Here is a 25083-nt window from a genome sequence, read left to right on the forward strand (position 1 = left end):
CACCGTTATGCGCCCATTCCTGTCCCGCTACCTGCCGTATCCCGCCTTTGTCGGCCTGTATCTGCTATTTGACTGGGCCACGTATATCGATCCGATGTACGGGCTCAACATTACCCCCTGGAATCCGGATCCCGCGCTGGGCCTGGTATTTTGGCTGATCCACGGCCGCAAGGCGGCGCTGCCGTGGTTTATCGCCCTGGTGGCCGGCGAGGTGCTGGTGCGCGGCATGCCGGCAGGCCTGCCCCTGACCTTGCTCTGTTCGGCGTGGCTGGTGCTCGGCTATGGCGGTATGGGCGCAGTCTTGCGCCGCAGTTTCAGCAGCAGCGATATCTTCGACAACCGGCGCCGCCTGAGCGCCTGGGTTGCCATCGTGCTGCTTGGCACCGTGCTCAATGCGCTTGGCTACATTTCCCTGCTGTCGCTGACGGGACGCATCCCGGCCGGCGAATGGGGGACGGCAGTCTGGCGCTTCGGCATCGGCGACATGGTCGGCATGCTGGTATCGATGCCGCTGATCTGGGTGCTGTTCAGCGAACGGGGGCGTGAGCGCCTGCATGCCGCCGTGTGGCGCTGGGAAACCCTGGCGTATCTGGCCCTCGCCAGTTTCGTGCTGTGGAGCCTTTTCGGTTCCATCGTGCGTTCCGAATACAAGCATTTCTATTTCCTGTTTCTCCCCGTGATCTGGGCCGCCTCGCGCCAGGGCTTGCATGGCGCCGTGCTGGCCGTGTTTGTATTGCAACTGTGCATCATCACCCTGGTGAAATGGACGCATGCGGTCGATATCCAGTTTTATGAATTGCAGCTGCTCGATGCCGTGCTGGCGCTGGTGGGATTTTTTATCGGCATCGTCGTCGATGAAATGCGCCAGGTGGCCGACGAACTGAAACACACGATGCGCCTGGCGGCCGCCGGCGAGATGGCGGCCGCGCTCGCGCATGAGCTGAACCAGCCGCTGACGGCCTTGTCGACCTATGGCAAAGCGTGCGAATACTTGCTGGAACGGGGAGAGACGGGCGCCTTGCTGCAGGGCGCAGTGGGGCACATGATCGTGGAATCGGGACGCGCCGCGGACGTGGTGCGCCGCCTGCGCGACTTTTTCCGCACGGGCGCGATGCAGCTCGAAGCGGTGGAGGCGGGCGCCTTGATCGAGGGCATGGCGCGCCAGTTCACGCCGCTGTTCCATGAGCATGGCATCGAGCTGGTGCTGGCGCCGCCGTCGCCGCTGGCCGTCAATGCCGACCGCCTGCAAATCGAGCTGGTGTTGCGTAATTTACTGGCCAATGCGCAGGATGCGGTGATGGGCCAGCCGCGCGGCCGGCGCCGCATCACGGTCTCGGCCGAGCGGCTCGAAGGCGGGCGGCTGCGGCTGTCCGTGGAAGATAGCGGGCCCGGCATTTCCAACAGCCTGGCGGCACGCCTGTTCGAACCGTTCGTCTCGACCAAGGCCAGCGGCCTGGGGCTGGGGCTGGTGCTCAGCCGCAGCATCGTCGAAGCGCATGGCGGCCAGCTATGGGCCGAAGTGGGCAAGCATGGCATTTTTCGTTTTGTCCTGCCCCTGGCGCGCGCCAGTGCGGCCGCTACAGGAGAGTATGGTGACAAGTAATTTGACGGTGTTTATTGTGGATGACGATCCCGCCGTGCGCGATGCGCTGGGTTTGCTGCTGGGCATACGCGGTTACCGCACGGCCCTGTTTTCCTGCGGCGAGGATTTCCTGCACAGCTGGCGGCCAGAGTGGGCCGGCTGCCTGCTGGTCGATATCCGCATGTCGGGCATGGATGGCCTGAGCCTGCAGCGCCGCTTGCTGGAGCTTAAATGCATGCTGCCCGTCATTATTATCACGGGACATGGCGACGTCACTCTGGCGCGCCAGGCCTTCAAGGCGCAGGCCAGCGATTTCCTGGAAAAACCGTTTGACCACGACAAGCTGCTGGCCGCCATTGAGGAAGCGTTTTCGCGCGAGGCGCATGCGCGCAGCCAATTGCTGCGCCAGGTGGAGGGGTTAGCCTTGCTGCGCGCTCTGACGCCGCGCGAGCGGGAAGTGATGCAACTGGTGGTGACGGGCCAGCACAACCGCGATATCGCCCCTGCACTGGGCATTTCCGTGCGTACGGTGGAAGTGCACAAGGCGCGCCTGATGGACAAGCTCGGTGTCGATAATGTGGCCGACCTGGTGCGCATCAGCATGCTGGGCAGCGGCTAGCCGCTGCAGCGTGGTCTAGGCGATGGTCTGCAATACCTGATCGCTTGAAATCGCCTTGACCCAGTCGCTGCGCCGCGCCACCGTGATGACGGTGCTGTTGGCGCTGTCGAACGGCGCCCATTCCGGATTCTTCTTGCGCATCAATGCCACCACGGGCACATGCACGGCGTTCGCCAGGTGCATGATCGACGTTTCCACTGAAATGATCAGGTCGCATTGCGCCAGCATGGCTGGCAGTTGAAAAAAGTTGTCGACGGCGCTGAAAGCTTGCGTGCGCGGCAAGCCATGCGCCTGCACGACGGCATCCACCTTGGCCAGTTCCTGCGGCATGGCATTGATCAGGAAGCAGGCATTTTTCCACTTCGGCATCGCCTGCATGCGCGCGATCAGCTCGGCGATGCGTTCCAGCGGCCAGCCGCGCTTGTGCGACTTTGCAAACGGGTTCAGGAGTACGAGCGGACCCTGGCGCGGGGCAAAGCCCCAGGTGGCCAGCTGCGCCTGCGCTTGATGCAGCGCCTGTTCGGGAATGTGCACGAAGGGATAGCGTTCGGCCACGGGAATGTCGAGTCCCGTCAATTGATGGAACCAGTCCGCGTACACGCTGCTGATATGGTGCTCGCCGGCATCCTGTCCCGCATACGAGGCCAGCACGGCATCGATTTTGCGATAGGCCAGGTAATGCCAGGGGCGTAGCGGGCTGAACGGCTTGCGCGTGCCGATCACCAGCCCGTTCGGGCTGATCGCGCGGGCAAGATCCGCGTACTGCTGTGGCCGTACGTGGGCCAGTGACACGACGATGGGATAGTGTTCCGCCTTGGCTTCGCGCAGTGACTCTTCGTATAGCGCCGGGCTGTAGGTCTTGCGGTACACCTTGGCGAACAGGCCCGACTGCTCTACCCAGTCATACAGCGAATAGGTGCGCAGGCTTTCCCATTGTTTCGCGTCGGACGTGCGGCGCACTTCGTCGACCCACAGGTGGATCTGAATATGGGGATAGGCCGCGGCAAAGGCGCGGAAACCGTTTTGCAGGTAGGTAAAGTCTCCCAGCGCCAGATGGGCGATGAAAAGAATTTTGTCCGACTTTTGTAGAAGTTCGGCGGGAATCAAAGGCGTCATGTATCAGTACGATTTCAGGTATTCATTCGATGGTGTCAAGCCACTTGCTGGGAAAATTGCAGGCGATGCAGATTGGCATAGGCGCCGTTGGCATCCAATAATTGCTGGTGACTGCCGGTTTCCATTATTTTCCCATGTGACAATACCACGATACGGTCCGCACGTTCAATTGTTGATAGCCGATGCGCAATAACGAGGGTGGTTTTACCTTGCATCAGATGTTCCAGCGCCGCTTGCACGGCCCGTTCCGCTTCCGTATCCAGTGCCGAGGTCGCTTCATCGAGGATCAGGATGGGCGCATCCTTGTAGATGGCGCGGGCGATGGCCACGCGCTGGCGCTGGCCGCCGGACAGGCGCGAGCCGTTGTCGCCCAAACGCGTTTCCAGGCCATCGGGCAAGCCGTCGATGACGTCCGACAGGAAGGCGGCCGCGGCAGCCGCTTCGATGCGCTGCCGGTCCGGTGCCGCATCGCCATATGCGATATTCGCGGCCAGGGTATCGTCGAACAGCACCACCTGCTGGCTGACCATGGCGATCTGGCTGCGCAGGCTGGTCAGGGCGATGGCGTCGATATTCTGCCCATCGAGCAAGATTTCGCCACTGCTGGCCGAGTAAAATCCGGGCAGCAGGCTGACCAGGGTCGATTTGCCGCCGCCGGACATGCCGACAAAGGCGATCGTTTGTCCTGGCGCGATGCTCAGATCGATATGCCGCAGGGCCGGCTCCTGATGTCCTGGGTAGGCAAAGCTCACGTCCCTGAATTCGATGCGGCCACTGCAGCGGCCAGCGAGCGGCATGCCGCCCGTGCGTTCCGGCGTCTTGTCGATCAGCTGGAAGACTTCCTCGGCGGCGGCCATGCCGCGCTGCAGGGGGCCGTTGACTTCGGCCAGCTGTTTTAACGGTGTCAGCAGCATGAGCATGGCCGTGATGAAGGAGACGAAGCCGCCGACCGTGATTTGGCCCTGCTCCGACTGGAACAGGGCCATCACGATGACCAGGGCCACGGCGGCGGCCGTGATTACCTGGGTGATGGGTACGGTGGCGGAAAAGGTCGTGGTCATGCGCATGCTGTAGCGGCGCAATTGCTCGGCACGCTCTTCGAAGCGCGATTTCTCGTAGTCCTGGCCGCCGAAGATCTTGATTACTTGCTGGGCGCGCGTGGTTTCCTCGATGACCTGGGTCAGCTCGGCATTGACGGCCAGCGAGTCGCGGTTGAGTTTTTTCAGGCGCTTGCCCGTGGTGCGCACGACGATGGTCAGCACGGGCAGCAGCACCAGGGTGACCAGGGTCAGCGCCCAGTTCAGATACAGCAGCCATGCAAGCAGGCCCAGCACGGTCAGCGAGGAGCGCACGATCGAGGTAAACACCTTGGTCACCATTTCGATGATCTGCTGCACTTCAAACATGATGGAGTTGATGACTTTGCCCACCGTGTGCGTGTTGTAGAAGTCGATGGGCAGGTTCAGCATGCTGGCAAACATCCTGCGACGCAACTCGTTGAGGATGCGTGTGGAGACATAGCTCATCAGGTAGCTGCTGGCAAAGGTGGACACGCCGCGCATGGCAAAGATGCCGATGACGATCAGTGGCACCAGCCAGAAGGAAAAATTCACCTTGCCGCCAAAACCATTGTCGAGCAGTAGCTTGAGCGCATACGGCAGCAGCGGTTCCGTGGCCGCCGTGACGACCATCGCCAGCAAGGCCAGGGCCAGGTGTTTCTTATAGGGCGCGTGCAGTGCGGTGAGGCGCTTCAGGTCGGGCGTGAGCATCGGTATGGTTCCTTGCAGGGACAGCAAAAACGGTCAGGCGAAAAACAAGCTCAGGCAATGCGTTCCTGCTGACGCAGCATGGCCCACAGTATCACCATCGGGAAGACCAGCATGATGATGCCGATATTCAAGGTTAGCGAGCTTGTCGTCAGGCCAAAAATCATATAGCAGGTGCACAGTACCACGCCTGCCAGCGCATATGGCTGGGTTGCAGGGGCACTGTGGCGTAGGGCGCGGGCAAACAGGGACAACGGAACGAGGAAGAGTGCCAACAAGGCCATTACGCCGACGATGCCGCGCTTGACCAAGGCATCGAGGTAGTCGTTGTGGGCGTTGGTGTACTCGCTGATGATATTGCTCATCTTGCCTTCAGCCATCAAGACGCGCTTTTCCTCCAGGTAACCAGTGCGGCCAACGCCGACCAATACATGGTCGCGGGAGATCAGCAAAGCCGTGCGCCACATTTCAAGGCGTTGCCCGACGGAAGACCATTTGAGATCAGCGCCATACTGGAAATTTTGCGCCTCTTCAACAGCGGTATGCACGCGCTTGCGTATTTGGGAATCGGGCATTGCGTATGTCACTGCGGCCAGCGCGACGAGCACGACTAGCGCTCGGATAATATGCCGTTTTCCAGAGGTTTTTGCGTGATGCAGCACGATGATGCCTGCACAGACAGGCAAGGCCAGCCAACCGCCGCGACTGCCACTGACGATAGAGCCGAGGACTCCGGCCAGAGCGCCGGCCAGTAAAAAGATGGACCACACCATACGATGGCGCTGCTCTCGTGCCCAGCCCAGCCCGCACAGGGCCAGCATGCCCATCAGCATGCTGACATTGCCGTAGTGAATTGCATTGCTGGTTGCAGCTTGTGGACGTTCGAGGTGCAGTACGATTAACTGCCAAAATGCCAGTGCTGCTCCAGTCATGGCGCCGATGGCTACGCCACTCCACCATGCTGATGGCCTCGGTGGATACGCGAGCAGCAGCAGCATCACTGGCGCGGCCAGCAGTGCACGTAGCGGGATGTCAAGTTCGCGCGCTGGATCGGCGTGATAAAGCATGTTGGCGGTAAAAATGAAGAAGTACAGCAGCAGCGTAACGAGCATCAGATAATCTCGGCGCTGCAGATGCAGGCGGGGGCGTTTCCATAACAGCCAGCTGCTGGCCAGCAGCAGCACCAGCGCGCCAAGGGAGTATCCGCTGTTGACAGCCAGCGCCAATGCAAAAAAAAGAAAAACACAAACAGAAGTCAGGCCGAGCATGAAAATCCTTGGTAACGCATGTCGTCGCCATTATGGCAACTGTAGCAACATAAAGTAGACGTCATTGTAATCGAAGGTGGCAACAAAAACGTTCCATGGAATTTGCTCTTTGATAACTGTATGGGCGATCTCAAGGGGGAAATGAAAAAAACCATGGTTTTTAGTCATGGTTTTTTTGTAAGCAATGGTAACTTGCTGTTATTTTGCCAAGACCGGCAGGCCGGTCATGCGTCTCAGGCGTTGGCTGGCACGCGGGTGGCCACGCCGGTGGCGATGGCCGCTTGCGACACGGCTGGCGCGACCCAGCTGCGCAGGCGCTCGTCGAACGGCGATGGAATCAGTTGCAGCGGCGTCAGCGCGCTGGTGGTATGGCCCGGCAATGGTTCCTTGGCCAGCGCGGCGATGGCGCGCACGCAGGCCAGCTTCATCTCCTCGTTGATGGTGGTGGCGCCCACGTCGAGCGCGCCGCGGAAGATGTACGGGAAGCACAGCACGTTGTTGATCTGGTTCGGATAGTCCGAGCGACCCGTGGCCACGATGGCGTCGTCGCGCACGGCATGCACTTTTTCCGGGGCGATTTCCGGATGCGGATTGGCCAGGGCGAAGATCAAAGGCTTGGCGGCCATCGATTCGACCATCTGCGCGCTGACCACGCCGCCCTTCGAGACACCGATGAAGATGTCGGCGCCAACCATCGCGTCGGCCAGGTCGCGGTCGCTGGTGTCATTCGCGTAGCGTGCCTTGTTCTCTTCCATGCTGGCATCGCGGCCCGGGTAGATCACGCCCTGGCTGTCGCATACTTTCAGCAGCGACTTGTTCAGGCCCAGTGAGACGAGCAAGTCCAGGCAGGCGATCGACGCCGCGCCGGCGCCCGATACGGCTACTTTGACGTTACCGATATCTTTGCCCACCAGTTCCAGGCCGTTCAGGATGCCGGCCGCGACGATAATGGCCGTGCCGTGCTGGTCGTCGTGGAAGACGGGAATGTTCATGCGCTTGCGCAATTGCTGTTCGATGTAGAAGCAGTCCGGCGCCTTGATGTCTTCCAGGTTGATGCCGCCGAAGGTCGGCTCCATGCGCACCACGGTGTCGATAAACAGGTCGGGATCGTTCTCGGCCAGTTCGATGTCGAACACATCGACATCGGCAAATTGCTTGAACAGGCAAGCCTTGCCTTCCATTACCGGTTTGCTGGCCAGCGGACCGATATCGCCCAGGCCCAGCACGGCGGTGCCATTGGTGATCACGGCCACCAGGTTGCTGCGCGAGGTGTAGATGCCGGCTGTGCGCGGATCTTCCACGATCGCTTCGCAGGCGAAGGCCACGCCTGGCGAGTACGCGAGGGTCAGCGCGCGCGCGTCGCCCAGCGGTTTGGTTGGCGTGACGGAAATCTTGCCTGCACGAGGTTCGGCGTGATAGGCGAGGGCGGCTTCTTTCAGGTTGAAAGTTTCGCCGTTCTGTTCGGCGTGCTTGCTGTGCGAAGTAGACATAAGAATTCTGGGAAGGGCAACCAGGCCCGAGTGGTCAATCCGGGCCATGTTATGCAAGCGTTTGCACGCTGTCAAGGCTGGATTGTACTTAAGAGTCTCAAAACCGCTTTGGGCGACGGTATTATTTCAATGCAAGCGTTTGCTCGGTTTTTGACGGGAAGAGGAATTTTTACGATAAAATCACCACATTGCGATCCGGGAAGCCCATGACAAACAAGAACCCCACCTTAAGCGACGTCGCGCGGGCCAGCGGCGTGCACTTTTCCACCGTCTCGCGCGTGATGAACCCGGCAACGCGGCAAATGGTCAGCGTCGAGGTGGCCGCGCGCGTGCTGGCCGAAGCGGCTCGGCTCGGCTACCGGCCGAATCGCGCCGCCTCCACCCTCGTCACGCGCAAGTCGCGCATCATCGGCGTGGTCTTGCCCGATATTACCAACGCGGTGTTCCCGCCTATCCTGCTGGGCATCGAGGAAGGCTTGCGCAAGCATGGCTACCTGGCCATCGTCGCCAATGTGGGCGCCGACGAGGAAGAGCAGCTGTTCGTCATCAACCGCCTGCTGGGGCAGCAGGTTGACGGCCTGATCCTGGCTACGGCGCGCCGCGACGATCCCGTCATCAAGATGTGCATCGACCAGAACGTGCCCGTCGTCACCGTCAACCGCAGCGACGAGACGGGCGTCGCTTCCTGCGTCGTCAGCGACGACGTGGTCGGCATGCGTTTGGCCGTGGAACACTTGCTGGCGCTGGGCCACCGCCATATCGCGCACATTGCCGGCCCGGAAAACCTGTCCACGGGCCACGTGCGCCGCCTCGGCTTCCTGGCCGCCATCCAGGCCAGCGAACTCGATCCCTCGCAAGCGTTCGTGTTTGAAAGCAGCGGCTATTCGCGCGAATGCGGCAAGGCGGCCCTGCTGGAACTGCTGCGCCAGTCGCCGCGGACGACGGCCGTGGTGACGGGCAGCGACCTGGTGGCCCTCGGCTGCTATGACGCCATCCGCGAACTGGGCATGAGCTGCCCCGAAGATATTTCCGTGGTGGGCCATAACGACATGCCCTACATGGACATGATCCGCCCACCCCTGACCACCATCCGCATCCGCCACCACGGCATCGGCACGGAAGCGGCCAGGCTGATCCTGCAAACCATCGACTCGCCCGATTCCCCGGTGCTCGACGTGCGCCTGAAACCTGAACTGGTGGTGCGCGAATCGACGGCCGTTCCCCGGGGCTGAGGCCGCGCCTGGGGCCGCGCCGCTGCAAGGTGGTACACTGGCGCCCCTCAACGTATTTTGCCCCTCTATCGCCATGACCAAAACCAACACGCCTTCCCCGAAACGCCGCGAAGAGGGCGTCGCCAAGCTGACCGTCAATCCCTTCCTCGACGCCGAGTTTTACGCGCGCATGCGCGACTACACGGAACGCGATGCGGCCATCATCAAGGAACTGAAGGCGATCGCTGAAATTCGCGCCGGCAACAAGCAGCCCGATCCCCGCCTGGCGCCGTCGCTGGAGGCCCTGCGCAGCACCGTCAAGAAAGGCTTGAGCTTTGGCGAGATGCTCGAGCGCATGGCGGCCGGCAAGGAAAAGGGATTGTGGGAGCCGTGGATGACGACCTTCGGCATCGAGATCCGCGCCGTCAACTACGGGGCCGGTCCGCGCAACGCCTGCCTGGTGCTGGACCTGGCCGCGAATGCCCCCGCGCACGCGATGTTCGCCAAGGCGGGCATCCAGAACTGGCGCAGCCTGGCTGCCGACGACTGCTCCGTGGTGCGCTCGGAAAAAGCGACGGAAACGACGCCCCTGAAAGTGTATGCCGTGTTTTACCTGGATCCGCTGCCAGCCTGATCGGCCAGCAGCACCAGCGCCAGCACGATCAGCATCACGCCCGATAGCCGTTCCAGTGACGGCAGCGCGCGGGCAAAGCGCTGCCGCAGGGCGCTGCTGCCGATGGCCAGCGCCACCGCCATATCCCACGCCAGCACGGCAAACACCATCCACGCGCCATACGCCGCCATCGCGGCGGGACTCGTTTGCCTGCCAGCCAGCACGGTGGCCAGGCTGACGTAGAACAGCGCATTCTTGGGGTTCAGGATGGCCGAGACAAACCCCATCGCGACACCGCCGCGCCAGCGCGCCTTGCCGGTGGCGGACGCGGCTTCCAGGCTGCTCTTGCCCGCGTGGCGCAGGAACAGCCAGCCCAGATACAGCAGATAGGCGCATCCTGCCAGCCGCACCACCATGAATGCCGTACTGCCCGCCCGCAGCACCGATAGTCCTGCAAACGCCGCCACGATGAACACCGCATTGGCTGCGGTAATGCCCATGCACGTGCCGGCGGCACCGCGCCAACCGTGGGCCAGCGAGGTGCGCGCGATCAGGAAAAAATCGGGGCCGGGCGACAGCAGGGAAAGAAAGTGGGCGGCGGCGATGAATAAAAAGTCCTGCATGGCTTGCGCTCCTGAACGATATGGAGGCGAGTATGCAATGGTGCCGCTGGCGCGTATTGAAGAAAATTGCAGGCTAGCGATAGCGTCCCGGCGTGATGCCAGCATGCGCCTTGAAGACGCGTTGCAAATGGCTCTGGTCGGCAAAGCCCAGCTCATGCGCCAGCTGGGCCAGCGCCGTCCCCGCCTGCAAGCGACTGCGCGCGCGGTTGACGTGGGCATTCAACTGGTAGGCGTGCGGCGTCAGGCCCGTGGCGGCGCGAAAGGCGCGGATCAATTGATAAGGACTCAGGCCTGCCGCTTGCGCCAGTTGTCGCAGGCTGGCCGAGGGCTGCGCCTGCAGCGTTTCGAGCACGGGCGCCAGTTGCTGCGGCACCGGCTTGCGTTCCGACGGCAGCGGGTCTGCATAGGCGCTGACGCAGGCGCGCAGAAACGCCAGCAGCGCCGCATTTTTCTCTGCCGCGCCGGCCGTTGAAAACAGCCGCGCATTCATGGTGCAAAACTGCGCGTATAGCAGCGGGCAGTGCAGCACCGCCGCCGTATCGCCATCGAGCCCCGGCGCGTGTGCTTGCAGCCACTGCGCATCGAGATGCAGCATCTGGTAGCTCCACAGGGCGTCAGGCAGTGGATTGCAGGCATGCACGCAGCCGGCCGGCACCAGCACCAGGCTGCCATTGCCGAGGGCGACCTTGCCGTCTTTGCTGCCCGTAAAGATGCTGCCGCCAGCGTCGACGGCGCCGATGGAAAACGTGGGATGGCTGTGCGGCTTGTAGCACGCCCGGCTGTGGCAGGCGCGCCGGCTCTCCACGTGGGGCATGGCTGGATCGCGCCAGAAGGCAGTGGTGTTATTGCTTGCGTACATAGGCGTCAAGCAGCCGGCGCGGGCGGGCGCAAATACAGCATTTGATGCTGCAGGTCGAACAGCACAGGCATTTGCCTGAAGAAATCCGTGCCCAATATGCCATCTGCCTTGAATTCATCCGGCAACGCCATCAACAGGGGCGAGATGCTTTTTCCTCCCGGCAGCGGCAGTGTGATCGTGCGGCAGGGAAGCCCGGGCCCCAGCTTGAAAGCGCATTTTTCCACGCGAGAAAACGCTTCGGCTGCCGAACTTTTTATAATGGAAATGGAGGCGGCCGTGTCGAGCACCAGGCGATAGGTTTTCTTGCCGTCGGCCAGATGCAGCAGCAAACCTTCATCGATGCGCTCATATGGCACTGCCAGCCATCCGGCAGGTGGCGCGGCGCCATCGCCGGCGCTGATCTGCAGGGTGCCTGCTGGCAGGTCGAACACGACCCGCTTGCCAGCAAAAAAATTCAATCCCAGCACGGACATATTTGCCGGCAAGCCCTTTTGCTCGCCCAGCGACAAGCCCCATGGCGTCAGAATGACGCCTTGCATGGCAGCGAATGGCAAGCCGTTGACGGTCAGCGCGGGGACGAGAAATTCGTCCGATGCATGAACCTTGCCAGCCAGGTCGATGCTTTTGCGTTGCCGGCCTGTGTAGGCCAGCCCCGGTAGCGATTGCGCGACCTCCGGCGTCAGGTGCAGGCTGGTGCTTGCACCCGTGTCGAGCACGAACGGCAGCGTCTTGCCGTTCAGGTCCAGTTGCACCACGGGCGTACCCTTGGCGAGGGTGACGGGGAGCGTGGCGTTGGCAGCGGCCAGGGCCGCCGATGCGCACAGCAGCAACAGGCACAGGGCAGCGTTTGTTTTCATGGTCAGCGTGCGCAATGGACTACATCAAAATCACGTCGTATTGCTCCTGGTGGTAGGCATTCTCCACCTGCAGCGAGATTTTCTTGCCGATGAAGTCACCGAGCATGGCCAGGTGCTGCGATTCTTCTTCCAGGAACAGATCCACGACTTCCTGCGAGGCGAGGATGCGGAATTCGCGCGGGTTGAACTGTTTTGCTTCGCGCAGCAGTTCGCGCAGGATTTCATAGCAGATCGTGCGCGACGTCTTGACTTGTCCCTTGCCGGCGCAGGCGGGGCAAGGTTCGCACAGGATGTGGGCCAGCGACTCGCGCGTGCGCTTGCGCGTCATTTCCACCAGGCCCAGCGGCGAGAAATTGCTCACCGAAACCTTGGTGCGGTCGCGCGACAAGGTGCGTTTCAGTTCGGCCAGCACGGCGTTGCGGTGCTCGGCGTTGTCCATGTCGATGAAGTCGAGGATGATGATGCCGCCCAGGTTGCGCAGGCGCAGCTGGCGGGCGATGGCGTGCGCCGCTTCCAGGTTGGTCTTGAAAATCGTGTCGGCGAAATTGCGCCCGCCCACAAAGCCGCCCGTGTTGACGTCGATGGTGGTCATTGCTTCCGTCTGGTCGACGATCAGGTAACCGCCCGATTTCAGGTCGACCCGGCGGCCCAGCGCGCGCAGGATCTCTTCTTCCACGCCATACAGGTCGAACAGCGGGCGCTCGCCCGTGTAGTGCTGCAAGCGCGTCAGCTCGCTGGGCGTGTAGATTTCCGCGAATTCGCGCAATTTCACATAGTTTTCGCGCGAGTCGACCTGGATGGTGGCCGTTTCATCGCCGACGAAGTCGCGCAGCACGCGCTGCGCCAGGCTCAAGTCCTGGTGCAGCAGGCTGGTGGCGGGACGCGTGCGCGCGCCGTGCGTGATGGTGCTCCAGGTTTTTCTCAGGTAGTCGACGTCCGCCTTCAGGTCCGCGTCGGAAGCGTCCTCGGCCATGGTGCGCACGATGTAGCCGCCCTTTTCGTCGGGCGGCAGCAGGCTTTGCAGGCGCACGCGCAACTGCTCGCGCTCCGCTTCCTTTTCGATTTTCTGCGAGATGCCGATGTGCTTGTCCTGCGGCAGGTACACCAGCATGCGCCCGGCGATGGAAATCTGCGTCGACAGGCGCGCGCCTTTCGTGCCGATCGGGTCCTTGATCACCTGCACCGTCAGCACCTGGCCGTCAAAGAGGATTTTTTCGATGGGCGCCGGTGTCGCGTTCTGGCCGTCGTGGCCGCGCGCTTCCCAGATGTCGGCCACGTGGAGGAAGGCCGCGCGCTCCAGGCCGATGTCGATGAAGGCCGACTGCATGCCCGGCAATACGCGCACCACCTTGCCGGAATACACATTGCCGGCCAGGCCGCGCGTGAGCGTGCGCTCGATGTGCAATTCCTGCACGGCGCCCTGCAGGATGAGGGCGACGCGCGTTTCTTGCGGCGTGATATTGATCAGGATGTCTTCGTTCATGGAGGCGCGGGAGTGGAGGCAACGAATGACATCATACTCGGGATCAGGGCAGGGGCAAACCTGCTTCACGCAGCAATTGCGCCGTCTCGTACAGGGGCAGGCCCATGATGCCGGAATGGCTGCCTTCGATGTGCTCGACGAACAGCGCGGCGCTGCCCTGGATGCCGTAGCCGCCGGCCTTGTCGTACGGTTCCGGCGTGGCGCAGTAGGCGGCGATCGAGGCGGGCGAGAGCACGCCGAAGCGCACTTGCGACACCTGCGTGCGCTGCTCGGCGAAATCCTTGTAGTGCACGGCGATCGAGGTGAGCACCTCGTGCGTGCGGCCAGACAGCTGCTGCAGCATCGCCACTGCTTCCGCGCGGTCGGCCGGTTTGCCGAGGATGACGCCGTCGATGGTGACGGTGGTGTCGGCCGCCAGCACGGGGCGCGGGGTCAGGTGGCGGCGGCGCACCAGGTCCCAGGCGAAAGCGGCCTTTTCATTCGATACGCGGGCAACATAGTCGAGCGCCGATTCGCCGGGCAGGACTTCCTCGGTGACGTCGGCGCCGCGCGGGCCGTCGCTGCGCAGCAGCAGCAATTCGAAATCGACGCCGATCTGGCGCAGCAGTTCGCGCCGGCGCGGACTTTTGGAGGCGAGGTAGATCTTGTGATCAGCCGTTTTCATGGGGGAGTTCAGACGCGGTGATAGGGGTGGTTTTGCGTGATCGACCAGGCGCGGTACAGCTGCTCGGCGAGGATCACGCGCACCACGCCGTGCGGCAGGGTCATGCTGGAAATGCGCAGCATGCCTTCGGCACGTGCCTTGAGTTGCGGATCGAGACCGTCGGCGCCGCCGATCAGAAAGGCGGTGTCGCGGCCATCCTGCTGCCACGTCATCAACTGCTGCGACAGGCCGACACTGGTCAGGTCCTTGCCGCGTTCGTCGAGGGCGATGATGCGCACGCCCTTGGGCAGGACGGCTTCGATGCGTTCGCGTTCCAGCGCCATCGCCGTGGCGGCGGTCTTGCTGCCGGAACGCTCCACCGGCTTGATTTCTTTCAGCACGATGCGCAATTCCGGCGGCATGCGCTTCGCGTATTCCGCGAAGCCCGTCTCTATCCAGGCCGGCATTTTATGGCCGACCGCAGCGATGATGAGCTGCATCGAGGCTTACGCTTCGACTTTTTTGATACGCTTGATCACGGTTTTTGCCGGTGCAGCATCGGCTGCCGGCTTGGCCGCGCGTGGGGCGCGCACTTTTTTCTCTGGCAGCGCTTTCAGTGCTTTGACGGCAGCCGCTTCGGTCTTGGTTGGCGCGACTTTCACGGTCTTGCCGACGGCTTTGGAAGCGGTGGCTTTCTTTACCGGGGCTTTCTTGGCGGCGGTGGCTGCCGTGGCTTTCTTGGCCGGTGTCTTTTTCTCGATCACGGGCGAAGCTTCCACATTGGCCTTGCTCGCTGCCAGATGGCCGCTGACCTTTTTCGGCTCGTCGCCGGCCGCTTTTTTCGGCGCGCGCTTGGCGGCGCCCAGTTTGATCGGGGTGTCGCCCCAGATTTCTTCCAGGCGGTAGTAGGCGCGGATAGGTGCTTGCATGATGTGCACGATCATGTCGCCCAGATCGACCAGCACCCATTCACCGGTGTCCTCGCCTTCCATGCCGATGATGTCGCCGCCGGCGTCCTTGACCTTGTTGCGCACCGAGGCGGCCAGCGCCTTGGTTTGACGGTTCGAGGTACCGGAGACGATCGCGATGCGGTCGAACAGGCTGGTCAGGTGACTCGTTTCGAAGACGGCGATGTCTTGGCCTTTGACGTCTTCAAGGGCGTCAACGACGAGGGTTTGCAGTTTTTTGATGTCCATTTAGCTTTTGTATAAATTATGTTGTTCAATATAGTCTAGCACTAGCGGGGAAACAAGCGAGTTTGCCCGATTCCCCCGTTGTAATGCCGCACGTATTTCGGTGGCGGAGATATCCACCGCGAAGTCCTGTGCCAGATAAGTCAGACCGTGCGGCGTGTTGCGGATGCTTTCCAGTGACCCCAGGCGGCGCGAAAACTCGTCGGCGACCACTTGCGGCACTGCGGTGTCATTCAGCGCGAAGCCGGGGCGGGCCGCGACGCAGATATGCGCGTATTCAAATAATTGCTGCCATTCGCGCCATGTCGCGAGCCGCTGCAGCTGGTCGGCACCCATCAGAAAAACGATGGAAGCGCGCGCTCCCAGCTCGGCGCGTACCTGGCGCAAGGTATCGATGGTGTAGCTGGCCTGGCCATGTTCGCTGCGCTCGATTTCCTGGCGGTCGATCACGACCGGCAGCGGCAGGCCCGTAAACGCCAGGCCGGCCATCTCGGCGCGCTGCTGGCCGGTGGCGCCCAGATTGCCCTTTTGCCAGGGCGCGCCGGCCGGAATCACGCGCAGTTCATCGGCGTGCAGCAGGCTGGAAAAATGCGTGCCCAGCGCGACATGGCCCATATGCACCGGATCGTAGCTGCCGCCCAGCAGCGCCACGCATGCCCTGCTGCCTGGGTTCACGCCTGAAGCCAGTCGCGATGCACGAGGAAGTCAGTATACAACGCCGCTTCGGGACTGCCGGCTTCCGGGTGCCAGTCGTAGCGCCACTTGACCACGGGCGGCATCGACATCAGGATCGCCTCGGTGCGTCCGCCCGACTGCAGGCCGAACAGGGTGCCGCGGTCGAACACCAGGTTGAACTCGACATAACGTCCGCGCCGGTAGCACTGGAAATCGCGTTCGCGTTCGCCGTAGGGCGTATCCTTGCGGCGCGCCAGGATCGGTACATACGCGTCGATGAAGGCGTCGCCGGCGCTGCGCATCATCGCAAAGCTGTCGTCAAAGCCCAGGGCATTGAAATCGTCGAAGAAAATGCCACCGGCGCCGCGCGCTTCGCGCCGGTGCTTCAGGTAGAAATAATCGTCGCACCACTGCTTGAACTTCGGATGCAGCTCCTCGCCAAATGGCGCCAGCGCATCATGGCACACCTGGTGAAAGTGCTTCACGTCGTCCGCGTCGCCATAATACGGCGTCAGGTCCATGCCGCCACCGAACCACCATACGGGTGCGCCATCGGCATTCACGGTGGTGAAGAACCGTACATTCATGTGCACCGTGGGCGCATACGGATTACGCGGATGCAGCACCAGCGACACGCCCATCGCTTCCCACGCCTTGCCACCCAGTTCAGGGCGCGCGGCCGCTGCCGATGGCGGCAATGCGGCGCCGGTGACATGCGAAAAATTCACGCCGCCCCGCTCGAACACATTGCCTTCCTCGATCAGCCGCGAAATGCCGCCGCCGCCCTCGGGGCGCTGCCAGGCATCGGTCAGGAAGGGCTTGCCGTCCTGCGCTTCGAGCGCCTGCACGATACGGCTTTGCAAATCGAGCAAATAGGCCTTGACGGCCGAAGGAGAGGGAGTTGACGACATCGCGTGGGCCGACGAGGCCGAAATAAAAAAGTAAGGACGGATTGTACCCTGTTACGCGTTTTTGTGATAGGGCGGCGCTTGCGCTGTGCGTTTGTGTTGTGGTTCAGCGCGCGGGCGGCGTGGCGTCGTCCTGCACCACCGTGATGGACAGGTCCGCGCTGGCGCCGGGCAAGCGCGCACTTACCACTGCGTGCGCGGCGCGCTGCTGCAAGTCGGGCCGCTCTACGCCTTGCCCGGTGACAGGGGCTGCGGCGGGAGAGGGCGCTTGCCTGGCCACGATGGCGCGGCCGGCAAAGGCCAGTACCAGCACCAGCAGCGCGGCCATCACCCACGTTCCCGGACGCGCATAGGCGGGGCGCTCCCGGCGCGCCTGGCGCGCGGCGCCATCGACGATGATGCGTCCCAGCTCCGAGCCGTGCTGGCGCGTGCGCAATACTTCGAATTGCTGCGCCGTCATGGTGCCTTGCCGGAGCATCTCGCGCAGGGCGGCGATCGGCGAGGCAAGCAGGCGGTCCGCGGGCAGGCTGGCGTGGGCTGCGTCGCGCTGCCACTGGTTGATCAGGTCTTCGTCGTACAGGGTGTCGATGGCCTGGCGATTGACCATATTGAGCGCGTCGGCGGCCAGTTGCTGGCGTTCGAGCAGGGCCGCGCCGCCATGTCGGCGCGGCAGATCCTGTACGCGCCGCAGGAAGTCGTCCTGTGGCAGAAGGTCGGTGCGCAGCAGCCATGCCAGTGCCTCGGCGGGACCTGCGCCGGCGGCCAGCCGCGGCATGTCGACGTCGTCTTCCTCGTCCAAGGCGAGGATCTCCAGTTCGTCGGTGGCGTCGTCGAGCTCATTGCCCGTGATCAGGCTGAGTCGGCGCAGTTCGGCGAGGGCAGGATGGAGGTGACTGGTCATGGGCTGAAACTTTGTCTGAAAGGCAAAATCTTAGCGCAAGGTCCGTTTTCCCGGCGCGCCAATCAAAAACAGGGCCGGGGCGGATGTATTCCGCGCCGGCCCTGCCGTTTGCCACCAAGGGGCGTGCTTAGTGCTTCAGGCCGCGCCAGCCGATGTCGCGGCGGTACTGCGCGCCGTCGAAATGGATTTTTTCCACGGTTTCATATGCCTGCTTCTGCGCCATCTTGATGCTGTCGCCCAGGCCCACCACGCACAGCACGCGGCCGCCGTTGGTGACCAGGCGCTCGCCCTCGATGCGGGTGCCCGCATGGAAGGTGACGGAGTCCGGCGTTTCGGCCGGGATGTCGCCGATGGACGTGCCCTTGACGGGATCGTCCGGGTAGCCGGCGGCGGCCATGACGACGCCAACGGCCGTGCGGCGGTCCCATTCCAGTTCCGCGGCGTCGAGGGTGCCGTTGACGGCGTGCTCCATGACAGTCACCAGGTCGGTTTTCAGGCGCGCCATGATCGGCTGCGTTTCCGGGTCGCCCATGCGGCAGTTGAATTCCAGGGTCTTTGGCGTGCCCTTGTCGTCGATCATCAGGCCCGCGTACAGGAAGCCCGTGAACGTGATGCCATCCTTGGCCATGCCCTGGATGGTCGGCACGATGATTTCGCGCATGACGCGCGCATGCATGGCCGGCGTGACGATCGGCGCCGGCGAATACGCGCCCATGCCGCCCGTGTTCGGGCCCTGGTCGTGGTCCTTCAGGCGCTTATGATCCTGGCTGGTGGCCAGCGGCAGGATGTTCTTGCCGTCGCACATGACGATGAAGCTCGCTTCTTCGCCGGCGAGGAATTCCTCGATGACGATGCGCGCGCCAGCGTCGCCAAACTGGTTATCGGCCAGCATATTGTCGACCGCCTGGTGCGCTTCTTCCAGGGTCATGGCGACGACCACGCCCTTGCCGGCGGCCAGGCCGTCGGCCTTGATGACGATGGGCGCGCCCATGGCGTCGACATAGGCGTGCGCGGGAGCGACGTCGGAAAACGTCTGGTAGGCGGCCGTCGGGATGCCGTGGCGCTGCATGAAGGCCTTGGCGAAGTCCTTCGACGATTCCAGTTGTGCCGCTTCTTTCGTCGGGCCGAAGATTTTCAGGCCGCGCGAGCGAAACAGGTTGACGATGCCCGCTGCCAGTGGCACTTCCGGACCGACGACGGTCAGGCCGATGTGTTCCTGTTGAACGAAGTCGGCCAGCAATTGCGGGTCGCTGATGTCGAGATTGACCAGGCGCGCATCGCGCGCGGTGCCGCCGTTGCCCGGCGCGACATACACCATCTGTATGCGTTCGGACTGGGCCAGTTTCCAGGCCAGGGCGTGTTCGCGGCCGCCAGAGCCGACTACCAGAATTTTCATAGGGACCGTTCGTTCAATGTGGGTTGCAGGGCGGCGGTGCCGCCCTTGAGTGCAGAGTGATTAATTCTCTATCAGGGCGTTGGTGAACACTTCCTGGACATCGTCCAGCAGTTCCAGCGCATCGATCAGCTTTTGCATCTTGATGGCGTCGTCGCCCGTGTAGACGGTTTCCGTTGCCGGTTTCATGATGACTTCGGCCACTTCGGCCTTGAAGCCGGCCGCTTCCAGCGCTTCCTTGACGGCGGCGAAATCATGCACGGGAGTGAGCACTTCGAAGCCGCCTTCCTCATCGGCGATGACGTCGTCGGCGCCCGCTTCCAGGGCCGCTTCCATCAGTTTGTCTTCGTCGGTGCCCGGCGCGAACAGCAGCTGGCCGCAGTGCTGGAACATGAAGGCGACGGAACCTTCGTTGCCCATGTTGCCGCCGTTCTTGTTGAAGGCGTTGCGCACTTCAGCCACCGTGCGCACCTTGTTGTCGGTCATGCATTCAACGATGACGGCCGCGCCGCCCACGCCGTAGCCTTCGTAGCGCACTTCTTCATAGTTGGCGCCATCGACGCCGCCGCTGCCGCGGTTGATCGCGCGCTGGACGTTGTCTTTTGGCATGTTCGCATCGGCCGCCTTGTCGACTGCCAGGCGCAGGCGCGGATTGGTGATGGCGTCGGCGCCGCCCATGCGGGCTGCGACCGTGATTTCCTTGATCAGGCGCGTCCAGATTTTGCCGCGCTTGGCATCGGTGGCAGCCTTTTTATGCTTGATATTGGCCCATTTGCTATGTCCTGCCATGTCGAATCTTCCTTAGACGGGTGTTCAATTGTGGCCGACATTTTAGCATATCGGCCCCCTGCGAAGCGGCATGGCCCCGTCATCAGGATGACACAATCTGTTGCTAAAGTGACGCGCTTTCACCATATCGAGGGCGCGACATCATGGCAAGTCAAATGGACAGGCGGCAATTTCTGAAATTGGGCGGCTTTATTACCGTGTCGGTGGCCACCGTCGGCCTCGCCGCGTGCGGCAGCACCGATTACAGCGATCCCGGCGTGCCGCTGGCCTCGGGCAGCGACTGGAAATTCCCGCAAAGCGTGGCCTCGGGCGACCCCCGCGCCGACAGCGCCATGCTGTGGACGCGCGTCGTGCCCGCCAGTTTCGATGCCGTCGCGCCTGCCGTGGCCAGCAAGTCCGACGTGGCCGTGCGCCTGATTGTCAGCGCCACCGACAACTCGTCCGCCTTGGGCGGCAATACTGCCCTGGCGGGCACGCCCATCGTCGACGCCAAGCTGCCCCTGAAAACCGATTTCGACAATACCCTGCGCCACAAGGTGACGGGCCTGCAGCCGGGCCAGGTGTATTTTTACCAGTTCATCGCCGGCGACGTGCGCTCGAACGTGGGCCGCTTCAAGACGGCGTCTGCCGCGACCGCCGACGTGTCGCAGCTGCAGTTTGCCTACCTGACGTGCCAGGACTGGAGCATCAACCACTGGGGTGCGCTGTCGCACATCGCCGCCAACGAATCGCTCGATTTCATCGTCCACCTGGGCGATTACATCTATGAAACGGTGGGCGAGGCCTTCCAGAGCGGCGCCGTGGAAAGCCGCCACGACCAGCTGAAATTGCCCGACGGCACGTTCAAAAGCGGCACATCCGGCGCGAAATACGCGACCACCGTGGCCGACTACCGCTACCTGTACAAGAAATACCGTACCGATGCGCGCCTGCAAGCCGTGCACGAGCGCTTTGCCTTCATCGCCGTCTGGGATGACCACGAATTCACGGACGATGCATGGCAGGACGCTTCCACCTATGAAGGCATCGTGGCGGCGGACGGCAGCGATTTGCACCAGCCAGCCCGCCGCCGCAGTGCCAACCAGGCGTGGTTCGAATACATGCCGGCCGACGTCACGTTCGATAGCGCCGCGACGACGTTCCAGAACATCCAGATTTACCGCGACTTCCAGTTCGGCAAACTGATGCAGCTGGTGATGACGGACGAGCGCCTGTACCGCGCCGACCATGCGATCGCCGAGTCGACCATCAATCCTGCCACGGGCAAGCCGCTGGGCAGCATCGGCAGCCGCTACCTGGTGCCGCAAGCGCTGTTCGACAGCGTGGAAGGACAGAAAATGGCGGCCGCCACCAAGGCCGGCGCCGATCCGCTGGCTGCCGTCGGCATGCTGGGAACGACCCAGCGCGACTGGTGGAAAAGCAAGATGAAGGCGGCGACCTCGACCTGGAAGCTGTGGGGCAATGAAGTGTCCCTGCTGCGCATGGGTCTCAATGGCACGGATGCGATTGCCACCTTGCTGGCGCTGAGCGCCATGGCCAACGTGGGCAAGGCCATCGCCAGCACCTTGCCGTTGGTGGGCGGCAACGTGCCGCTGGCCTCAGGCATCGTGGCCGCTTCGACGGCGGGCGCATCGACGACCGTGGCGCAAGCGGCGGCGATGGCCATTGCCGGCGCCGCAGCCAATGCCGGCGCGCAGGGCGCCGCTGCCGTGGGCGCCGGCTTGAGCGCGGCCCAGGCCGGCATCACGGTGGCTGCCTACAACAGCGGCTCGCCGGCCGCCGCCGCGCAAGTGATCGCCTTCGGCTGGATCAAGCCCGACGTGCAGGCCAAGGGCGCCGCATCGAGTTTTGTCGCCGCTTCCGGCCAGCAGGCGGCGCTGGCACCATTCTTTACACGTTTCCTGCTCAATTGCGACCAGTGGGATGGTTACAACAGCGAGCGCAAGAACCTGATGGCGCACCTGAAAACCAATGCCATCGGCAACGTGGTGGCGCTGACCGGCGATATCCACTCGTTTTTTGCGGGTACCGTCAGCGACGACTTCGACGCGGCCGGCGGCGGCACGCCCGTCATGGTGGACCTGGTGTCGGCTGGCGTCAGCTCCGATTCCTTCTTCAGCTACCTGAAGTCGGCTGCCGGCGCCATGGGCGATATCGGCACCCTCGTCAGCTATCCGCTGGCCATCCCCGTCACGGGCCTGGGCACGGTCAATCTCGACGTCAACTTGCTCGACTACACCATGGGTAAGGCGGCGCCCACCGTCGACAGCCTGCTGGAGCAATTGCGCGTGCAGTTGCGCGGCGCCCTGGCCGCCAAGGGCGTGCCGGAAGCGCAACTCGATGCGACGGTAGCAGCCGTGCAGGCTGGCTTGAAAGCGAGCACCGACTTCAGCGTGACCCTGCTGGGCTTGGCGCAGCAATTGTCCGGCCTGGGCAACAACCCGTGGATCAAGCATTTGAATACGGATGCGCAGGGCTACACGGTGGTCACTTTGACGCCGGGCAAGCTGGTGGCGCAGTTCAAGCAGGTAAATAAACTGATCGGCACGGCGGCACCAAGCAACGTGATTGCGCGGGTGACGACGGCGACGGTGACGGCGGGCGCGGCGGCGGTGGTGGTGTCCTAAGGCCGAACTGCTGGGGTCAGACCCTCAATACGGCTAGCTCTGAGGCTTGCGCTGCCGCCCGAGGGGGTCTGACCCCGGCTTTTGCCTTACAATCTGGAGATGAGCTCCAGTTCCCCGCAAGCATCTCCTCCCTCGCTTCCCCGTTCCGTCTACCTCGGTGGCCTGGCCATCGCCGTGGGCGGGGCGGTGCTGTTTTCCACCAAGGCCATCGTCGCCAAGCTGCTGTACCGCTACCAGATCGACGCCGTCACTCTGATCGCCTTCAGGATGATCTTTTCGCTGCCCGTGTTCGCCGTCATCGCCTGGTGGAAGATGCGCACGGAGCCGCCGCTATCAAACCGCGACCGCTGGCGCCTCGTCGGGCTGGGGCTCGTCGGCTACTATCTGTCCAGCTATCTGGACTTTCTTGGGCTGCAATACATTTCCGTGGGGCTGGAGCGCTTGATCCTGTTCCTCACACCCACCTTCGTGCTCCTGATTACCACCGTGTACTTCAAGCAGAGCATCAGCCGCTTGCAGTGGCTGGCCTTGCTTACCTCGTATTGCGGCATCGTACTGGTGTTCGTGCACGACTTGCAGGGCGGCGCCAGCAATGTGGCGCTGGGATCGACGCTCGTGCTGGGCTCGGCCTGTGCGTATGCCGTGTATCTGCTGGGTTCGGGCGAATTGGTGAAACGCATCGGTTCGATGCGGCTCGTTTCCTACGCGATGTGCGTGGCCAGCTTTGCCTGTATCGCCCAATTCTTCATCCTGCGCCCCGTCGAGTTGCTGATCCAGCCCATGCCCGTGTATGGCTTGTCCTTGCTCAATGGTATCTTTTGCACGGTGATGCCCGTCTTCATGACGATGATCGCCGTCGAGCGCATCGGCGCGCCCGTCGCTTCGCAGGCTGGCATGATCGGCCCCGTGTCGACCCTGTTCCTGGGCGCCATGATTCTCGATGAACCGATCACCAACTGGCAACTGGCTGGCACCAGCCTGGTATTGGCCGGGATTTACTTGCTGTCGAAAAAGAAATAATTCCTCCACTCACTGAAAACGTCCTCACCATGAAAACACGCATCGCCCTGATTGCCCACGACAAGAAAAAAGATGACATGATTACCCTGGCGGGCGAATACCTGGACTTTTTGAAGGGTTGCGAACTGTCGGCCACGGGCACCACGGGCGGCCGCCTGATCAATGAGCTGGGCTTGCAGGTGGAACGCAAGCATTCCGGTCCGTTCGGCGGCGACTTGCAGATCGGCTCGCTGCTGGTGGAAGGCTTGATCGATTGCGTGATCTTCCTGCGCGACCCGATGACGCCGCAGCCGCACGAGCCGGACATCAATGCCCTGGTGCGCGCCTGCGACGTGCACAACGTGGCGTGCGCGACAAATCTGTCATCGGCGCACCTGGTGCTGTCGCAACTGCAGGCGCAGGCCAACGCTGCCGCCTGATTCACCGAGACAAGGAGATGAGCATGAGCGCAACGATTACCACCAAGGCCATCCGCGTACAGCGCGTGGGCGGCCCGGAAGTGATGGAGTATGTGGACGTGGAACTGCCGCCGCCCGGCCCCGGCGAGGCGCGCGTCAAGCACGAGGCCATCGGCCTCAATTTCATCGACGTGTATTTCCGCACGGGCTTGTATCCGCAGCCGCTGCCCAATGGCCTCGGTGTCGAGGGGGCGGGCATCGTCGAGGCGGTGGGCGAGGGCGTCACGGAAGTGAAAATCGGTGACCGGGTGGCGTATGCGGCGCGCATCAATGGCGCGTATGCGCAGCAGCGCAACCTGCCAGCGGCCCTGCTGCTGGTGTTGCCCGAGCGCATAGCTTTCGACACGGCCGCCGCCATGATGCTGCAAGGCTTGACGGTGCAATACCTGTTCCACCGCACGGTGGCGCTGAAGGCGGGCGATACCATCCTGTTCCACGCGGCCGCGGGCGGCGTGGGCCTGATCGCCTGCCAGTGGGCGAAAGTGCTGGGCGTGAACCTGATCGGCACGGCCGGCTCCGATGAAAAGGCGGCGCTGGCCAAGGCGCATGGCGCGGCCCACGTCATCAACTACAACACGGAAAACTTCGTCGAGCGCGTGCGCGAGATCACGGGCGGCAAGGGCGTCTCCGTCGTCTACGATTCCATCGGCAAGGACACGTTTACGGGTTCGCTCGACTGCCTGGCGCCGCTGGGCATGATGGTCAGCTTCGGCAACGCCTCCGGTCCCGTGCCGGCCTTCACCCTCAGCGAGCTGGCCTCGCGCGGTTCGCTGTTCATCACGCGTCCGGCCCTGTTCAGCTATGCGTCGAACCGCGCCAACCTGGAAGAGATGGCGGCCTCGCTGTTCGGCGTCGTCAGCAGCGGCGAAGTGCAGATCGAGATCAACCAGCGCTACAGTCTGGCCCATATCGCCCAGGCGCATGCGGACCTGGAAGGGCGCAAGACGACCGGCTCGACCATCATCGTGCCATGAGCGGCAGCGATGACG

At 62.9% G+C, this 25083-nt stretch carries 23 protein-coding genes and 1 pseudogene; 8 read left to right on the forward strand and 16 right to left on the reverse strand.

Annotated features, from left to right (window positions below; all coding sequences use genetic code 11):
* The first annotated feature begins 7 nt into the window (after positions 1-7).
* A complete protein-coding gene (locus SJI03_RS03375; RefSeq protein ID WP_099378198.1) occupies positions 8-1603 on the forward strand; it encodes an ATP-binding protein in 1596 nt (531 codons plus the stop codon).
* The gene (locus SJI03_RS03380) at positions 1590-2201 is read left to right on the forward strand and encodes a response regulator transcription factor (RefSeq protein ID WP_322426250.1); all 612 of its coding nucleotides are present in this window, start codon (positions 1590-1592) and stop codon (positions 2199-2201) included. The genes SJI03_RS03375 and SJI03_RS03380 overlap by 14 nt, the downstream gene beginning before the upstream one ends.
* 15 nt (positions 2202-2216) lie before the next feature.
* Here the strand turns inward: SJI03_RS03380 and SJI03_RS03385 are convergent, their stop codons facing one another.
* The 4 genes and pseudogenes from SJI03_RS03385 to SJI03_RS03400 all read right to left on the reverse strand — a co-directional run.
* Complete coding sequence (locus tag SJI03_RS03385; RefSeq protein WP_322426251.1) at positions 2217-3317, reverse strand: glycosyltransferase family 9 protein; 1101 nt, start codon at positions 3315-3317, stop codon at positions 2217-2219.
* A 35-nt stretch (positions 3318-3352) separates the two neighbouring features.
* Positions 3353-5086 carry a lipid A export permease/ATP-binding protein MsbA gene (gene msbA / locus SJI03_RS03390; RefSeq protein ID WP_322426252.1) on the reverse strand — a complete coding sequence of 578 codons (1734 nt, stop codon included), beginning with the start codon at positions 5084-5086 and terminating at the stop codon, positions 3353-3355.
* Between the two features lie 50 nt (positions 5087-5136).
* Positions 5137-6351, reverse strand: a complete 1215-nt coding sequence (locus SJI03_RS03395; protein ID WP_322426253.1) for an O-antigen ligase family protein — start codon at positions 6349-6351, stop codon at positions 5137-5139.
* Between the two features lie 251 nt (positions 6352-6602).
* Positions 6603-7841 (reverse strand): annotated as a pseudogene (locus SJI03_RS03400) (malic enzyme-like NAD(P)-binding protein); the annotation flags it as partial.
* Between the two features lie 206 nt (positions 7842-8047).
* On the opposite strand from SJI03_RS03400, the gene SJI03_RS03405 reads away from it, so the two are divergent.
* Positions 8048-9073 (forward strand): LacI family DNA-binding transcriptional regulator, encoded by a 1026-nt coding sequence (locus SJI03_RS03405; RefSeq protein ID WP_322426254.1) that lies wholly within the window; start codon positions 8048-8050, stop codon positions 9071-9073.
* A gap of 73 nt (positions 9074-9146) precedes the next feature.
* Positions 9147-9686, forward strand: a complete 540-nt coding sequence (locus tag SJI03_RS03410) for a hypothetical protein (RefSeq protein ID WP_077408222.1) — start codon at positions 9147-9149, stop codon at positions 9684-9686.
* Here SJI03_RS03410 and SJI03_RS03415 read toward each other — a convergent pair.
* The 12 genes from SJI03_RS03415 to SJI03_RS03470 all read right to left on the reverse strand — a co-directional run bounded on the left by SJI03_RS03415 (position 9662) and on the right by SJI03_RS03470 (position 19989).
* Positions 9662-10288, reverse strand: coding sequence for a LysE family translocator (locus SJI03_RS03415; protein WP_322426255.1), 627 nt, complete (start codon positions 10286-10288; stop codon positions 9662-9664). The genes SJI03_RS03410 and SJI03_RS03415 overlap by 25 nt on opposite strands.
* A 73-nt stretch (positions 10289-10361) precedes the next feature.
* Positions 10362-11147 (reverse strand): AraC family transcriptional regulator, encoded by a 786-nt coding sequence (locus tag SJI03_RS03420; protein ID WP_322426256.1) that lies wholly within the window; start codon positions 11145-11147, stop codon positions 10362-10364.
* A gap of 5 nt (positions 11148-11152) precedes the next feature.
* Positions 11153-12004 (reverse strand): retropepsin-like aspartic protease, encoded by an 852-nt coding sequence (locus SJI03_RS03425; protein ID WP_322426257.1) that lies wholly within the window; start codon positions 12002-12004, stop codon positions 11153-11155.
* Positions 12005-12023: 19 nt separating this feature from the next.
* Positions 12024-13487 carry a ribonuclease G gene (rng, locus tag SJI03_RS03430; RefSeq protein ID WP_034747098.1) on the reverse strand — a complete coding sequence of 488 codons (1464 nt, stop codon included), beginning with the start codon at positions 13485-13487 and terminating at the stop codon, positions 12024-12026.
* 43 nt (positions 13488-13530) lie between these two features.
* Positions 13531-14151 (reverse strand): Maf family protein, encoded by a 621-nt coding sequence (locus tag SJI03_RS03435; RefSeq protein ID WP_322426258.1) that lies wholly within the window; start codon positions 14149-14151, stop codon positions 13531-13533.
* Positions 14152-14159: 8 nt separating this feature from the next.
* Positions 14160-14630 (reverse strand): 23S rRNA (pseudouridine(1915)-N(3))-methyltransferase RlmH, encoded by a 471-nt coding sequence (gene rlmH, locus SJI03_RS03440; RefSeq protein WP_035821794.1) that lies wholly within the window; start codon positions 14628-14630, stop codon positions 14160-14162.
* Positions 14631-14636: 6 nt separating this feature from the next.
* Positions 14637-15326, reverse strand: coding sequence for a ribosome silencing factor (gene rsfS / locus SJI03_RS03445; RefSeq protein WP_322426259.1), 690 nt, complete (start codon positions 15324-15326; stop codon positions 14637-14639).
* Entirely contained in the window at positions 15327-15974 is a 648-nt protein-coding gene (nadD, locus tag SJI03_RS03450; protein WP_322426260.1) for a nicotinate (nicotinamide) nucleotide adenylyltransferase, read from the reverse strand. It lies immediately after the preceding gene.
* Positions 15975-15994: 20 nt separating this feature from the next.
* Positions 15995-16909: an oxygen-dependent coproporphyrinogen oxidase gene (hemF, locus tag SJI03_RS03455; RefSeq protein ID WP_099378125.1), complete on the reverse strand. Its 915-nt coding sequence runs from the start codon at positions 16907-16909 to the stop codon at positions 15995-15997.
* Between the two features lie 103 nt (positions 16910-17012).
* Positions 17013-17807 (reverse strand): hypothetical protein, encoded by a 795-nt coding sequence (locus tag SJI03_RS03460; RefSeq protein WP_322426261.1) that lies wholly within the window; start codon positions 17805-17807, stop codon positions 17013-17015.
* 127 nt (positions 17808-17934) lie between these two features.
* Positions 17935-19203, reverse strand: coding sequence for a phosphoribosylamine--glycine ligase (gene purD / locus SJI03_RS03465; RefSeq protein WP_322426262.1), 1269 nt, complete (start codon positions 19201-19203; stop codon positions 17935-17937).
* A gap of 60 nt (positions 19204-19263) precedes the next feature.
* Positions 19264-19989: a YebC/PmpR family DNA-binding transcriptional regulator gene (locus tag SJI03_RS03470; protein WP_322426263.1), complete on the reverse strand. Its 726-nt coding sequence runs from the start codon at positions 19987-19989 to the stop codon at positions 19264-19266.
* Between the two features lie 155 nt (positions 19990-20144).
* Between SJI03_RS03470 and SJI03_RS03475 the strand changes: the two genes are divergently transcribed.
* The 4 genes from SJI03_RS03475 to SJI03_RS03490 all read left to right on the forward strand — a co-directional run bounded on the left by SJI03_RS03475 (position 20145) and on the right by SJI03_RS03490 (position 25068).
* Positions 20145-22616 (forward strand): alkaline phosphatase D family protein, encoded by a 2472-nt coding sequence (locus tag SJI03_RS03475; protein WP_322426264.1) that lies wholly within the window; start codon positions 20145-20147, stop codon positions 22614-22616.
* Positions 22617-22715: 99 nt separating this feature from the next.
* Entirely contained in the window at positions 22716-23636 is a 921-nt protein-coding gene (locus SJI03_RS03480) for a DMT family transporter (protein ID WP_322426265.1), read from the forward strand.
* 29 nt (positions 23637-23665) lie between these two features.
* Positions 23666-24055, forward strand: a complete 390-nt coding sequence (locus tag SJI03_RS03485; RefSeq protein WP_099378119.1) for a methylglyoxal synthase — start codon at positions 23666-23668, stop codon at positions 24053-24055.
* 23 nt (positions 24056-24078) lie between these two features.
* Entirely contained in the window at positions 24079-25068 is a 990-nt protein-coding gene (locus SJI03_RS03490) for a quinone oxidoreductase (RefSeq protein WP_322426266.1), read from the forward strand.
* The last annotated feature ends 15 nt before the right edge of the window (positions 25069-25083 follow it).

Origin of the sequence: Janthinobacterium sp. GMG1, from assembly GCF_034427795.1 — a bacterium.
Lineage (GTDB): Bacteria > Pseudomonadota > Gammaproteobacteria > Burkholderiales > Burkholderiaceae_D > Janthinobacterium.

What these genes read in the sequence shown, in the direction of transcription:
- rsfS (WP_322426259.1), bottom strand. Translation starts at nt 15,326, where the DNA reads ATGGACATCAAAAAACTGCAAACCCTCGTCGTTGACGCCCTTGAAGAC.
- rlmH (WP_035821794.1), bottom strand. Translation starts at nt 14,630, where the DNA reads ATGCAGCTCATCATCGCTGCGGTCGGCCATAAAATGCCGGCCTGGATA.
- SJI03_RS03380 (WP_322426250.1), top strand. Translation starts at nt 1,590, where the DNA reads ATGGTGACAAGTAATTTGACGGTGTTTATTGTGGATGACGATCCCGCC.
- msbA (WP_322426252.1), bottom strand. Translation starts at nt 5,086, where the DNA reads ATGCTCACGCCCGACCTGAAGCGCCTCACCGCACTGCACGCGCCCTAT.
- SJI03_RS03475 (WP_322426264.1), top strand. Translation starts at nt 20,145, where the DNA reads ATGGACAGGCGGCAATTTCTGAAATTGGGCGGCTTTATTACCGTGTCG.
- SJI03_RS03415 (WP_322426255.1), bottom strand. Translation starts at nt 10,288, where the DNA reads ATGCAGGACTTTTTATTCATCGCCGCCGCCCACTTTCTTTCCCTGCTG.
- SJI03_RS03405 (WP_322426254.1), top strand. Translation starts at nt 8,048, where the DNA reads ATGACAAACAAGAACCCCACCTTAAGCGACGTCGCGCGGGCCAGCGGC.
- rng (WP_034747098.1), bottom strand. Translation starts at nt 13,487, where the DNA reads ATGAACGAAGACATCCTGATCAATATCACGCCGCAAGAAACGCGCGTC.
- SJI03_RS03485 (WP_099378119.1), top strand. Translation starts at nt 23,666, where the DNA reads ATGAAAACACGCATCGCCCTGATTGCCCACGACAAGAAAAAAGATGAC.
- SJI03_RS03470 (WP_322426263.1), bottom strand. Translation starts at nt 19,989, where the DNA reads ATGGCAGGACATAGCAAATGGGCCAATATCAAGCATAAAAAGGCTGCC.
- SJI03_RS03425 (WP_322426257.1), bottom strand. Translation starts at nt 12,004, where the DNA reads ATGAAAACAAACGCTGCCCTGTGCCTGTTGCTGCTGTGCGCATCGGCG.
- SJI03_RS03490 (WP_322426266.1), top strand. Translation starts at nt 24,079, where the DNA reads ATGAGCGCAACGATTACCACCAAGGCCATCCGCGTACAGCGCGTGGGC.
- purD (WP_322426262.1), bottom strand. Translation starts at nt 19,203, where the DNA reads ATGAAAATTCTGGTAGTCGGCTCTGGCGGCCGCGAACACGCCCTGGCC.
- SJI03_RS03460 (WP_322426261.1), bottom strand. Translation starts at nt 17,807, where the DNA reads ATGACCAGTCACCTCCATCCTGCCCTCGCCGAACTGCGCCGACTCAGC.
- hemF (WP_099378125.1), bottom strand. Translation starts at nt 16,909, where the DNA reads ATGTCGTCAACTCCCTCTCCTTCGGCCGTCAAGGCCTATTTGCTCGAT.
- SJI03_RS03385 (WP_322426251.1), bottom strand. Translation starts at nt 3,317, where the DNA reads ATGACGCCTTTGATTCCCGCCGAACTTCTACAAAAGTCGGACAAAATT.
- SJI03_RS03480 (WP_322426265.1), top strand. Translation starts at nt 22,716, where the DNA reads ATGAGCTCCAGTTCCCCGCAAGCATCTCCTCCCTCGCTTCCCCGTTCC.
- SJI03_RS03410 (WP_077408222.1), top strand. Translation starts at nt 9,147, where the DNA reads ATGACCAAAACCAACACGCCTTCCCCGAAACGCCGCGAAGAGGGCGTC.
- SJI03_RS03395 (WP_322426253.1), bottom strand. Translation starts at nt 6,351, where the DNA reads ATGCTCGGCCTGACTTCTGTTTGTGTTTTTCTTTTTTTTGCATTGGCG.
- SJI03_RS03435 (WP_322426258.1), bottom strand. Translation starts at nt 14,151, where the DNA reads ATGAAAACGGCTGATCACAAGATCTACCTCGCCTCCAAAAGTCCGCGC.
- SJI03_RS03375 (WP_099378198.1), top strand. Translation starts at nt 8, where the DNA reads ATGCGCCCATTCCTGTCCCGCTACCTGCCGTATCCCGCCTTTGTCGGC.
- SJI03_RS03420 (WP_322426256.1), bottom strand. Translation starts at nt 11,147, where the DNA reads ATGTACGCAAGCAATAACACCACTGCCTTCTGGCGCGATCCAGCCATG.